Origin of the sequence: Microbacterium sp. ZXX196, from assembly GCF_009709595.1 — a bacterium.
GTDB lineage: Bacteria > Actinomycetota > Actinomycetes > Actinomycetales > Microbacteriaceae > Microbacterium > Microbacterium excoecariae.
The window spans coordinates 211,495-223,757 of record NZ_WMEE01000002.1 but is presented as its reverse complement, the minus strand read 5'-3'; the positions used below and the strand labels follow the sequence as shown (position 1 = coordinate 223,757).

Annotated in this window: 12 protein-coding genes; 1 reads left to right on the top strand and 11 read right to left on the bottom strand. The window is 72.2% G+C overall.

The window, feature by feature from the left end; genetic code table 11:
- Positions 1-3: 3 nt before the first annotated feature.
- Positions 4-810, bottom strand: a complete 807-nt coding sequence (locus tag GJQ66_RS02680) for a thymidylate synthase (RefSeq protein WP_155047789.1) — start codon at positions 808-810, stop codon at positions 4-6.
- A 125-nt stretch (positions 811-935) separates the two neighbouring features.
- On the opposite strand from GJQ66_RS02680, the gene GJQ66_RS02675 reads away from it, so the two are divergent.
- Positions 936-1,358 carry an OsmC family peroxiredoxin gene (locus GJQ66_RS02675; RefSeq protein WP_155047788.1) on the top strand — a complete coding sequence of 141 codons (423 nt, stop codon included), beginning with the start codon at positions 936-938 and terminating at the stop codon, positions 1,356-1,358.
- A gap of 65 nt (positions 1,359-1,423) precedes the next feature.
- On the opposite strand, the gene GJQ66_RS02670 is transcribed toward GJQ66_RS02675, so the two are convergent.
- From GJQ66_RS02670 to GJQ66_RS02625, 10 genes are all read right to left on the bottom strand, one after another.
- Entirely contained in the window at positions 1,424-1,876 is a 453-nt protein-coding gene (locus GJQ66_RS02670; RefSeq protein ID WP_368732582.1) for a tetratricopeptide repeat protein, read from the bottom strand.
- 2 nt (positions 1,877-1,878) lie between these two features.
- Positions 1,879-2,685 carry a 4-hydroxy-tetrahydrodipicolinate reductase gene (gene dapB / locus GJQ66_RS02665; RefSeq protein WP_155047787.1) on the bottom strand — a complete coding sequence of 269 codons (807 nt, stop codon included), beginning with the start codon at positions 2,683-2,685 and terminating at the stop codon, positions 1,879-1,881.
- A gap of 28 nt (positions 2,686-2,713) precedes the next feature.
- The gene (locus GJQ66_RS02660; protein ID WP_368732581.1) at positions 2,714-3,316 is read right to left on the bottom strand and encodes a histidine phosphatase family protein; all 603 of its coding nucleotides are present in this window, start codon (positions 3,314-3,316) and stop codon (positions 2,714-2,716) included.
- A 68-nt stretch (positions 3,317-3,384) separates the two neighbouring features.
- Positions 3,385-4,422 (bottom strand): aldo/keto reductase, encoded by a 1,038-nt coding sequence (locus GJQ66_RS02655; protein WP_196215785.1) that lies wholly within the window; start codon positions 4,420-4,422, stop codon positions 3,385-3,387.
- Positions 4,423-4,553: 131 nt separating this feature from the next.
- On the bottom strand, positions 4,554-6,809 hold the full coding sequence (locus tag GJQ66_RS02650) for a polyribonucleotide nucleotidyltransferase (RefSeq protein ID WP_338100740.1): 2,256 nt from the start codon (positions 6,807-6,809) through the stop codon (positions 4,554-4,556).
- A gap of 202 nt (positions 6,810-7,011) precedes the next feature.
- Positions 7,012-8,979 carry a glycosyltransferase gene (locus tag GJQ66_RS02645; protein WP_155047784.1) on the bottom strand — a complete coding sequence of 656 codons (1,968 nt, stop codon included), beginning with the start codon at positions 8,977-8,979 and terminating at the stop codon, positions 7,012-7,014.
- A gap of 132 nt (positions 8,980-9,111) precedes the next feature.
- On the bottom strand, positions 9,112-9,759 hold the full coding sequence (locus GJQ66_RS02640) for a CE1759 family FMN reductase (protein ID WP_155047783.1): 648 nt from the start codon (positions 9,757-9,759) through the stop codon (positions 9,112-9,114).
- The gene (locus GJQ66_RS02635; protein WP_196215784.1) at positions 9,756-10,991 is read right to left on the bottom strand and encodes an LLM class flavin-dependent oxidoreductase; all 1,236 of its coding nucleotides are present in this window, start codon (positions 10,989-10,991) and stop codon (positions 9,756-9,758) included. Before GJQ66_RS02635 ends, GJQ66_RS02640 begins: the two co-directional genes overlap by 4 nt.
- 171 nt (positions 10,992-11,162) lie before the next feature.
- The gene (rpsO, locus tag GJQ66_RS02630; RefSeq protein ID WP_155047782.1) at positions 11,163-11,432 is read right to left on the bottom strand and encodes a 30S ribosomal protein S15; all 270 of its coding nucleotides are present in this window, start codon (positions 11,430-11,432) and stop codon (positions 11,163-11,165) included.
- A 177-nt stretch (positions 11,433-11,609) separates the two neighbouring features.
- A complete protein-coding gene (locus GJQ66_RS02625; RefSeq protein WP_155047781.1) occupies positions 11,610-12,158 on the bottom strand; it encodes a YceI family protein in 549 nt (182 codons plus the stop codon).
- Between the last annotated feature and the right edge of the window lie 105 nt (positions 12,159-12,263).

The window sequence follows — 12,263 nt, the reverse complement described above, 5'->3', positions numbered from 1 at the left end:
GGCTCAGACCGCCACGGCGCCGCGGATGGCCGGGTGGTGCGCGTAGTCGTGGACCACGAAGTCCTCGTACGCGTACGAGAAGATGTCCGCCGCGCGACGGATCTCCAGCCGCGGGTACGGGAACGGCTCCCGCGAGAGCTGCTCGGCGACCTGCTCGCGGTGGTTGTCGTAAATGTGGCAGTCGCCGCCCGTCCACACGAACTCGCCCGGCTCCAGCCCCGTCTGTTGCGCGATCATCATCGTGAGCATCGCGTAGCTCGCGATGTTGAACGGCACGCCCAGGAAGAGGTCCGCGCTGCGCTGGTAGAGCTGGCAGCTGAGCCGGCCGTCCGCGACATAGAACTGGAACATCGCGTGGCAGGGCGGGAGGGCCATGTCCGGCACCTCCGCGGGGTTCCAGGCCGTCACCATCAGGCGGCGCGAGTCGGGGGTCGCGCGAATCTGGTCGATCACCCGGGCGATCTGGTCGATGTGCCCGCCGTCGGGCGTCGGCCACGAGCGCCACTGCACGCCGTACACCGGCCCGAGGTCGCCGTTCTCGTCCGCCCACTCGTCCCAGATTGTCACCCCGCGCTCCTGCAGCCAGCGGACGTTCGAGTCTCCCCGGAGGAACCACAGCAGCTCGAGCGCCACGGAGCGAAAGTGGACCCGCTTCGTCGTGATGAGCGGAAAGCCCGCCTGGAGGTCGAAGCGGATCTGCCGGCCGAACGCGCTCGTCGTCCCCGTGCCCGTGCGATCGGACTTGTGCGTTCCGTTCGCGAGGACGTCGCACAGCAGGTCCTCGTAGGGCGTGGGGATCGTGTCGGCCATGCCCCCAGGGTACGGCCGCGGGCTGAGGACGGCCGCGGCGCGCCGCGCGGGCCGTACCGTTCCCCGGGGCGCGCCGGATCGCTAGGCTGGCCGCGACCCGCTCACCAACACGGAGGAGTCACACCATGTCTGTCACCAGCGAAGCCACCGCCACCTGGTCCGGAACGCTCTTCGAGGGATCCGGATCCGTCACGCCCGCCTCGGGCATCGGCACGTTCCCTGTGAACTGGAAGGCGCGCAGCGAGGGCGCGGCGTCGACGACGACGCCCGAGGAGCTCATCGCCGCGGCCCACTCGTCCTGCTTCAACATGGCGCTGTCGAACGCGCTCGCGGAGGCGGGAACGCCCGCCGAGCAGGTGCGCACGACCGCGTCCGTGACGTTCGTGCCCGGCACGGGCGTGACGGGAAGCCACCTCAACGTCGCCGCCCGCGTGCCGGGCCTGACGGAGGAGAAGTTCGAGGAGATCGCGGAGGCGGCGAAGGCGGGCTGCCCGATCTCGCAGGCGCTCGCGGGCATCGACATCACGATCGAGGCGACCCTCAACTGACGCGCGGTCGTCGCGCGCCGGAGGGCGTCGCCGGGCTCCGCGCCGGGCGGCGCCCTCCCGCCGTCTCAGGCGCCGCGCTCGAGCCGGATCGCGGTGCGCGCCGCCTGACGGGCGCGCCGCGTGTCGCCGGCCGCGCTGTACGCGACGCTCAGGCGGAACCACGCGCGCCAGTCGTCCGGAGCGTCGTCCACGGCGCGGCGGTAGGCGGGGAACGCCTGGTCGGCATCCTGGCGCACGACGCGCCCCGACGGGGTGAGGCGCACGTCGTCGTCCGGCAGCGTGCCCTCGGTCGCGAGGCGCCGCGCGAGCCGGTCCGCCCGCCAGCCGAACAGCAGCTCGCGGGCGAGGGCCCAGGCGCCCAGCACGGGAAACACGAGAATCGCGACGCCCATCACGAGCGCGACGGGCTCGGACTCGTCCAGGCCCGCGCCGATCAGCGCCACGGCGCGACCGCCGAGCAGCCAGATGTAGAGGGCGAAGACGGCGGCCATCACGGCCACCCCGATGCGGGTCGTCACGCTCAGGCGCTCGTGGCCCGGCCAACCTGACCGGTGACGCCGCCCTCGTCGAGGCCGGCCTCCGGCGCGCGCGATCCGGCCGCGCCGAGACCGATGTCGAGGAAGTTCTCGAGACCGACCAGCACGCCGCGCCCCCCGCGCGAGGCCGCCAGCGCGAGCCGGATCCCCGGGGCGTACGCCGCGGCGGGGTCGGACGTGTCGTGCACGACCGTGAGCGTCTCCCCGGGCCCGGAGAGGATCGCCTGCTGCTGCGCGATCACGCCGGGCCGGCGCAGCGAGTGCACGGGGACCGACGCGACCTGCTGGCCACGCGCGCGCTGGTCGACGTGCGGGGCGGACACGGGTCCCTCGCGACGCGCGGTGATCAGCTCCGCGGTGCGCACGGCGGTGCCGCTCGGCGAGTCGACCTTCGTGTCGCGATGCGCCTCGACGATCTCCGCGAACTCGAAAAACGGGGCCGCGGCGGCGGCGATCGCGGATCCGATCACGGATCCCAGCGAGAAGTTCGGGATGAACACCGCGCGCGTGCCGGCGGCCTCGATCAGGGGGCGCACGGCGGCGACGCGCTCGGCCGACCAGCCGCTCGTGGCGACGAGGAGGTCCATCCCCCGCTCGGTCGCGGCGCGCACGACGCGCTCGCTGACCTCGGGGTGGGTGGCGTCGATGACGAGGTCGGCGCCGTCCAGCTCGCTCATCGCGCTCGCGGATCCGAGCACCGCGTGGATCTCGAACCCCGGCTCCCGTTCGACGATGTCGCGAATGATCCTGCCGAGCTTGCCGGATCCGCCGACGAGTGCCACGAGAGTCATGACACCCATCCTACGGATCCCGCCGCGCTCACACGGGCGGCGCCTCCGGCAGGCCCGTGCGCAGCTCGAACGGCAGGTGCGCCGCGTCGTTGTGGCTCACGAGGCTCCAGGGGCGGCCCTGCTTCTGCGCGAGGACGGTGAGCCCGCAGTTCGCCTGGTTGAGGGTCATCCAGCGCCACTCCGCGGCACCGAGAACCTCGCGCACGAACCAGGCGATGACCGCGTTGTGCGTGATGATGAGCTCGTGCACGTCGCCCGGCTTGCGCACGAGGAACTCCCCGATCGCGTCGGCCATCTGCGCCTGGCCGGCCTCGATCTCGGCCTCGCTGATCCCCCCGAAAAACGGCTCGAACACCGCGGGCGTCTCCTCCGTCATCCCCGTCGGGACGCAATCGAACAGGAGCGCGTGGGGCTGCGGGTCGATGGCGGGCATTCGCTCGGCGAGGATCCGCGCGGTCTCGGCGGCGCGCACGAGCGGCGAGTGCCACACGGCGTCGAGCGGGATCCCCGACAGGCGGTCGGCCAAGAGCGCCGCCTGCCGCACCCCGCGCGGCGAGAGCGGACCATCCTCGAGCCCGTGCTCTGCGTGCTGATGCTCGCCGTGGCGGACAAGATAGATGTAGTGCGTCACAGCCGTTCGCTTCGTCGATGTCAAAAAGGGCAGGGCGCGCTACGACAACGCCCCCTTGCCCCTCCAGCCTATCGCGCGGCCGCGCGATCGAGCCGCGACACCTGGGCCCGGGTCAGATCGACCGCGAGCGCCACCCCGAGTTCGTCGACGTGGCGCGGCACCACGGCGTCGACGGCTGCCGCGGCGACGCCGGGCTGCGCGAGCGCCCAGGCGAGGGCGACACCGGCGGCCGTCGTGCCGGCCTCGACCGCGGTCGCGTCGAGCGCCCGCCGGAGGCGGCTGCGCCCCCCGACGACGCGGCGCACGCCGCGCGCGCGTGCAGGGGCCTCCAGCAGCCCGCGCGGGACCGCGAGCGACGTCACGGCCGCGACCTTCTGCGGCAGCGCGATGGGGGCGACGGTCTCCTCGAACGCGGCGCGCGCGCCCAGCCCGTACGCGACGTCGACGACGTCAATGCGCGGATACCCGGCCGACGCGAGCACGCGTGCCTCGATAAGGCCGGGGCCGTCCAGCCCGCGCGCGCCGATGGAGCGCGCGAGGCCCGCCTGGAGGATCCGCTCGGACACCGCGAGGGTCTCCTCGAGCGCCGCGGGGCCGGGCGCGGACCGCGACAGGTCGAGGACGAGCACATCGGTGCGCGAGACGGCCAGGCGCGCGATCACGCGCTCGACCGCCTGGAGGATGCGGTCGGCGTCGTTCGCGGTGCCCACCGCGGCGCTTACGCGCGCCGACACGACCAGCTCGCCGTCCAGACCGCGCCCGCGGATCCAGCCGCCCACGAGGTCGGGCGCGGGGTCGCCCTCGGCCTCGGCCACCTGGATCGCGTTGCCGCCCGCCTGTGCGTACCGGTCGAGCAGGGCGGTAGCCTCGCGCGGATCCGGGAGGGTCGCGAACCCGGCGGTGCCGAGCAGGAGGGGGAACACGTCGATCCCCGTGCGCCCGAGCGCGCGCCGCACGCCGGCGCCGAGCGGCGGCCCCACCTCCGGGAGGGGCGCCGAGGGGTGCGGTGCGAGGGCGGCCGTCGCGGGCGGCGCGTCAGCCCCCGCCGCCGGTGCGCGGCGCGTGACCTGCGCCAGAGCGGGCGTGTCGTCGTCCTGCAGCGTCATGATTTCCCCCTGCGCACCATCCCACCGCATTCCGGGACCGCGGCGGAACGCGCCCGGTCACGGTTCGGTCACGAACAACACGGCGGCCCGGCGCCCCGAGGGGTCGCCGGGCCGCCGCCGGTGCGCGAGGGTCAGGCCTCCGCGGCCTCCTCCTCGGCGGCCGGAGCGCCGTTCTCCTCGACGAGCTCGAGCGAGAGCTTGCCACGGTCGTCGACCTTGGAGATCTTCACGAGGATCTTCTGGCCGACCGAGACCACGTCCTCGATGTTCTCCACGCGCTTGCCGCCGTTGAGCTTGCGCAGCTCGGTGACGTGCAGCAGGCCGTCCTTGCCCGGCAGGAGCGAGACGAACACGCCGAACTTGGCGATGTTGACCGCCGTGCCCAGGTACTGCTCGCCGACCTCGGGGTTCGTCGGGTTCGCGATGGCGTTGACCTGCGCGCGGGCGGCCTCCGCCGTCGGGCCGTCGGTTGCGCCGATGTAGACCGTGCCGTCGTCCTCGATCGAGATCGTCGCGCCCGTCTCGTCCTGGATCCCGTTGATCGTCTTGCCCTTCGGGCCGATCAGCTCGCCGATCTTGTCGACCGGGATCTGTACGCTGATGACGCGCGGCGCCGTCGGCGCCATTTCGTCGGGCGCGTCGATCGCGGCGTTCAGCACGTCGAGGATGCGCAGGCGCGCGTCCTTGGCCTGCGTCAGCGCGCCCGCGAGGACCGACGACGGGATGCCGTCGAGCTTCGTGTCGAGCTGCAGGGCCGTGACGAACTCGCTCGTGCCAGCGACCTTGAAGTCCATGTCGCCCAGCGCGTCCTCGGCGCCGAGGATGTCGGTGAGGGCCGCGTAGCGGGTCTCCCCGTCGACGTCCTCCGACACGAGGCCCATCGCGATGCCCGCAACGGGCGCGCGCAGCGGCACACCCGCGTTCAGGAGCGACAGCGTCGAGGCGCAGACCGAGCCCATCGAGGTCGAACCGTTCGACCCGAGCGCCTCGGAGACCTGGCGGATCGCGTAGGGGAACTCCTCGCGCGAGGGCAGGACCGGAACGAGCGCGCGCTCGGCGAGGAAGCCGTGGCCGATCTCGCGACGCTTCGGGCTGCCGACGCGGCCCGTCTCACCCGTCGAGTAGGGCGGGAAGTTGTAGTGATGCATGTAGCGCTTGCTCGTCGTGGGCGACAGCGAGTCGATCTGCTGCTCCATCTTGAGCATGTTCAGTGTCGTCACGCCCATGATCTGCGTCTCGCCGCGCTGGAAGATCGCGGATCCGTGCACGCGCGGGATGACCTGCACCTCGGCGTCGAGCGGGCGGATGTCCGCCAGCCCGCGACCGTCGATGCGCGCCCCCTCCGTGAGGATCCGGCCGCGCACGACGGCCTTCGTCACGGACTTGTAGGCCGCGGACACCTCGCCGTTCGCCGAGGCCGGGAGCTCGCCCGCCTCGACCTTCGCCGCCACGGTCTCCTTGACGCGCGCCTTGAGCGCGTCGTCGGCGTCCTGACGCTCCTGCTTGTCGGCGATCTGGTAGATCTTCTCGAGCTCGCCGAGCGCCTCGCCGTTCACGACGGCGAACGTCTCGTCGGCGTAGGGCGGGAACACGGGGAACTCGATGGGGGCCTTCGACGACTGCGCGGCCATCTCGGCCTGCGCCTTCACGAGCTGCGTGATGAAGGGCTTTGCGGCCTCGAGGCCGCCCGCCACGATCTCCTCGTTGGGCTTCGTCGCGCCGCCCTTGATGAGGTTCCAGCTGTGCTCGGTCGCCTCGGCCTCGACCATCATGATCGCGACCTCGCCGTTGTCGAGCACGCGGCCCGCGACCATGAGGTCGAAGACGGCCTCCTCGAGCTGAGCGGCCGTCGGGAACGCGACCCACTGGTCGTCGTGCTGGCCCATGCCCGGGATGAGCGCGAGGCGCACGCCGGCGATCGGGCCCGAGAACGGCAGACCCGAGATCTGGGTCGACGCGCTCGCGGCGTTGATCGCGAGGGCGTCGTAGAACTCACCCGGCGCGATCGAGAGCACGGTCACGACGATCTGCACCTCGTTGCGCAGGCCGCCCACGAAGGACGGGCGCAGCGGGCGGTCGATGAGACGGCAGACGAGGATCGCCTCGGTCGAGGGGCGGCCCTCGCGGCGGAAGAACGAGCCGGGGATCTTGCCCGCGGCGTAGGAGCGCTCCTCGACGTCCACCGTCAGGGGGAAGAAATCGAAGCCCTCGCGCGGGTGCTTGCCGGCGCTCGTCGCCGAGAGGAGCATCGTCTCCTCGTCGAGGTACGCGGCGACCGCGCCCTGCGCCTGCTGCGCGAGGCGGCCGGTCTCGAACCGGATCGTTCGGGTGCCGAAGCGGCCGTTATCGAGTACGGCCTCGGCTGCGGTGATTTCAGGACCTTCCACGAGGTCTCTCCTTTGTGCGTTGCGGCCCGCGCGTGCGGGCGGGGCGAGCGACGAGGAGGTTCGTGCTGGCCACCAGGAGAAATCCACCGGACGCTCCGGGAGATCACTTCTAGGGACCAGCTCCCCGTCAGCTCTTCGATCGTGTTCAGTTGCGGGCACGGCGTGCCCGGATCCACCCTATCAGCGGCGCCCGCGCGGGGGCCTACGACTCCGCGCGCTCGCGGGATCCGCGCCCCGGCACCACGACGTAAGCGCTGTGCTTGGCGACGAGGCCGTCGCCGGCCGTGCGCCCGTGCAGCCGGCGCCAGATCCACGGGAGCGCGTGGCGGGTGAGCCACGCGCCGGAGGCCGTGTCGTCCTCCGTGTGGAAGGCGTCGTCGAGCTCGCCGAGGCGCGACGCGTCCGGAATCCCCAACACCTCGGCCGCCCGGTACGAGAGCAGGCGGTGCCCGCGCGAGGCGAGGTGCACCTTATCGGCGGCGAACATCTCGAGGTCCGAGAGCTCGGGCAGCGCCTCGACGTCCACGAGATAGCACCCGTGCGTCCGCGCGATGCGGCGCAGCTCGTGCGCGAAGCGCGCGAACCGACCGGCAAACACCCGCACCGCGGCCCGGCGCGGGAGAAAGGGCGTCACGAGGAGCACGTCCGCGCCGCCGGCGCGGAGGGCCGCCACGTTGCGCTCGAGCTCGGCCGCCGTCTCGACGGGATCCGCCATGTGCCCGACGAGGTCGTTGGACCCCATGAACACCGCCACGAGGTCGGGCGACATCGCGAGCGCCGCGGGCACCTGCTCGGCCGTGAGATCGCGGGTCCGCCGCGAACGCACGGCGAAGTTGGCGTAGCGGAAGTCGCCGCCCGCGCTCTCGGCCAGCATCGTCGCGAGGCGATCGGCCCACCCGCGGTATTCCCCCGCCGCCATGCGCGAGGAGTCACACAGCCCCTCGGTCAGGGAGTCGCCGAGGGCGACAAACCGCCGCCACGCCGGCGGCCGGTGGGGAGCGACGGGCGCGAGCGGGCGGGTCGCGGATCGAACGACGAGGCTGTCGTCGAAGCGCCGGAGGCGCGCCGCCTCGCGGTAGTGGTCGACGAGCTGCTCCGTGAGCGCGCGCCACGTGCGCCGCCCCACGCTCGCGCGGGCCGCGCGCCCGAACGACGCGCGCTTGGCCTCGTCGCCCAGGAGGTCCCGCGTGCGCGCGCGCAGATCGTCGAGGTCGCCCGGCGAGTACAGCCAGCCGTCGATCGAGGATCGCACGAGGTCGACGGGGCCGCCCGCGCCCGTCGCCACGACGGGGACGCCGCTCGCGAGCGCCTCCTGCACGGTCTGACAGAAGGTCTCGGACTCCCCCGGGTGCACGAACACGTCGAAACTCGCGACCGCGGCTCCGAGCGCGTCGCCCGACAGGAAGCCCGCGAAGTGGGCGCCCGGGAGCTCGCGCTCGAGGCGCGCACGCTCGGGGCCGTCGCCGACGATGACGAGCTGAGTGCCCGGGATGTCCGCTACCGCGCGCAGGTCCTCGACCTGCTTCTCGGGCGCGAGGCGACCCACGTAGCCGACGATCCGCTTGCCCGGGGCGACGCGCGCGCGCCACGCCTCGTCGCGCCGCGCCGGCGAGAAGCGATCGGCGTCGACGCCGCGCCCCCACCGCCACAGGCGATCGACGTCGAGGGCAGCGAGCTGCCGCTCGGCGGCCGACGACGGGACGAGCGAGAGGGTCGCGCGGCGGTGCAGGCGCGCGATGTGCGACTCGGCGAGCGCGGCCACCGCCGGGACCCCGTAGCGCGCCGTATAGGCGATCACGTCGGTCTGGTACACGGCGATCGTGGGGATCCCGAGCCCGTCCGCCGCGACGAGGCCCTGCCAGCCCAGCACCGCCGGCGAGGCGAGGTGCACGACGTCGGGGGCGAACTCCTGCAGGATGCGCCGGATCTGCGGCACCGGCGCGAGCGCGACCCGCACGTCCGGGTAGCTGGGCAGCGGCACGGAGGCGATCAGGCGCGCCCGGGCGGGCACGTCGACGCCCGCGACACCCTCGGGCTGGCCCGGCGCCTTCGGGGCGACGACGAGCACCTCGTGCCCGAGGTCCTCGAGGTGCCGCGCGACGTGCAACACGGATCCGGTGACACCGTTCATGTGCGGGAGGTAGCTCTCCGCGACGATCGCGACTCGCATGCGACCAGGATCGCGCCCGGCCCGCGCGGCCCGGGGCGCGCGCGGGCCGGTTTCGCCCGATGTTCACCGGTCCGCCTCCAGCGTTCACGGCCCGCGCCCCCCGCGTTCACCGGGGCGCGGGTCCGGGCGCACTCAGCCGCGCGGAGGGTGCGCGAGAAGGTCCTCGAAGGACCCGCCGCCGAGGTATGCCTCGGGGCTGAACGGATCGGCGCGCTCGGTGCGCCCCGCGCCCGCCAGCCGATCGGCCAGCTCGGCCGCGGCGCGATCGATCCGCTTCGCGAGCGGCGCGACCTGATCCGCCTGGGCGCCCCAGTCGTCGCTCGACGCGAAGACCCCGGTCGAGAGCGGCTCGGCGTGCAGGTAAGTGAACAGCGGGCGCATCGCGTAATCGATCGCGAGCGAGTGGCGCGCCGTGCCGGCCGTGGCGGCCAGGAGCACGGGCGTTCCCACGAGCGCCTCGCGGTCGAGCACGTCGACCCAGCTCTTGAACAGGCCCGAGTAGCTCGTCGAGAACACGGGGGTCACGGCGACGAGCGCGTCCGCCTCCGCGACGGCGGCGTTCAGCTCCGCGAGGGGCTTGGGCGCGAAGCCGGTCAGGAGGTTGTTCGTGATGTCGTGCGCGACGTCCCGCAGCTCGAACACGCGGGCGCTCGCCGCGCCGCCGCGCTCGGCCAGAGCCGCCCTGGTGGCGGTGACGATCCGGTCCGCCAGCATCCGCGTGGACGACGGCTCCCCGAGCCCCGCCGACACGACCGCGATGCGGGCCTCCTGAGCGCTCATCGCGCCGCGGCCTTTCCGAACGCGGACCCCTGCGGCGCCGGCGCGTCCTGGTACGGGGACCCGCCCGTGACGTTGTCGCCGCGGTTCGCGTTCGGGCGGGACTGGCGCGGTTCCCCGTCGCCGTACGCGGCCCGCACGCGCGCCGCGTGCGTCGGCGCGTCGGGGGTCGCCGCGGGTCGGGCCGCCTGCAGCTCGCGCCGCAGGACCGGCACGACCTCGAGACCCAGGAAGTCGATCTGCTCGAGCACCATCTTTAGCGGCAGGCCGGCGTGGTCGACGAGGAAGAGCTGGCGCTGGTAGTCGCCGAAGGTCTCGCGCATCGACGCGTACCGGTCGATCACCTGCTGCGGGGATCCGACCGTGAGCGGCGTCATCTCGGTGAAGTCCTCCATCGCGGGCCCGTTGCCGTAGACCGGGGCGGCGTTGAAGTACGGGCGGAACTTCTCGACCGCGTCCTGCGAGCGCTTGGCCATGAACGCCTGCCCCCCGAGGCCGACAATCGCCTGCTCCGGCGTGCCATGGCCGTAGTGGGCGAAGCGCTGCCGGTACAGGGCGATGAGGCGCTGGTAGTGCTCCTTCGGCCAGAAGATGTTGTTCGCGAAGAACCCGTCGCCGTAGTAGGCGGCCTGCTCGGCGATCTCCGGCGTGCGAATGGACCCGTGCCACACGAACGGGGGGACGCCATCGAGGGGGCGCGGCGTCGAGGTGAAGCCGTTCAGCGCCGACCGGAACTTGCCCTCCCAGTCCACGACGTCCTCGCGCCACAGGCGGTGCAGGAGCGCGTAGTTCTCGATCGCGAGCGGCAGGCCCTGGCGAATGTCCTGCCCGAACCACGGATAGACCGGGCCGGTGTTGCCGCGGCCCATCACGAGGTCGACGCGCCCGCCCGCGAGGTGCTGCAGCATGGCGTAGTCCTCGGCGATCTTCACCGGATCGTTCGTCGTGATGAGCGTCGTCGCGGTCGACAGGATGAGGCGCTCCGTCTGCGCCGCGATGTAGGCGAGCGTCGTCGTGGGCGACGACGAGAAGAACGGCGGATTGTGGTGCTCGCCGATCGCGAACACGTCGAGCCCGACCTCCTCGGCGTGCGTCGCGATGGTGACGATGTCGCGGATCCGCTCGGCTTCGCTCGGCGTGCGCCCCGTCACGGGATCGCGCGTGATGTCGCTGACCGAGAAGAGACCGAACTGCATGCCCGACCAGGGCTCGGGGGTCGTGCGCTCTTCGCTCATGGGTTCCTCCTTCGCGCCGCGGCGGGCCGCGGATCTTCATGCATCTGAATATACATGAGGGAACGCGTGCGGTGCGATTTTCTTCCCCGACACGGTGAAAGCCCGCCCCACACCGTGGGACGGGCTTTCGAGAAGTCGATTGAACGCGGATGGCGCTCCGTCGGCCGGGTCTTAGCGACGCAGACCGATGCGCGCGATGAGCGCGCGGTAGCGCTCGATGTCGACGCGCTGGAGGTAACCGAGCAGGCGACGGCGCTGACCGACGAGCAGGAACAGGCCACGACGCGAGTGGTGGTCGTGCTTGTGCTCCTTGAGGTGCTCAGTGAGGTCCTTGATACGACGCGACAGCATGGCCACCTGCACCTCGGGGGAACCGGTGTCACCGGGGTGCGTTGCGTACTCTTCGATGATCGACTTCTTGACGTCTGCTTCCAGAGCCATATTCGATTCCCTTCTCCTCGCTGCGCGGCGCCCGACGCCCGATGCGTGAGCTCTCTTTATCCGCGGCCGTGATCACGGCAACCTCGCAATCATACCCCACGAGGGAGCCCGTGGCGAATCGCCCGGACACGCGCGTGGCCCCGCCGCCCACGAGGGGCGACGGGGCCACGCCACGGATCAGGCCTGCCGGGCCGCCTGCAGGTCGAGCGTGATCTTGACGTCCTTGCCGACGAGCACGCCGCCGGTCTCGAGCGCCGCGTTCCACGTCAGACCGAAGTCCTCGCGGTCGATCGTGCCGGTGGCCGTCGCGCCCGCCTTGTAGTTGCCCCACGGATCCGTGCCGAAGCCGCCGACCTCGAGCTCGAAGGTGACGGGCTTCGTGACGTCCTTGATCGTCAGGTTGCCGTCGACGAGGAGGTCCGCGCCGGCCTCGCGCACGCCGGTCGAGACGAACGTGATGGTCGGGAAGGCCTCGGCGTCGAAGAAGTCGGCGCTGCGGAGGTGCTGGTCGCGCCCCTCGTCCTTCGTGTCGATGGACGCGACGTCGGCCGTCGCGGTGACGCTCGCCTCGAGCACGTTCTCCGGGAGGACGATGGTCGCCTCCTTGACGGCGAAGGTGCCGCGCACCTTCGAGATCATCATGTGGCGCACCTCGAAGCCCACCTCGCTGTGCGACGGGTCGAGGACGTAGGTGCCGGGCTGGTAACCGGGGATCGTGATGGTCATGCGTGCTCCTTGCGTGAGATTCCGGGTCGCGAAAACGCGACCCCTCATTTAAACATTCACATGCATGTAAATCAAGTCGCGTGACGACGCCGTGAACGCCGGCTG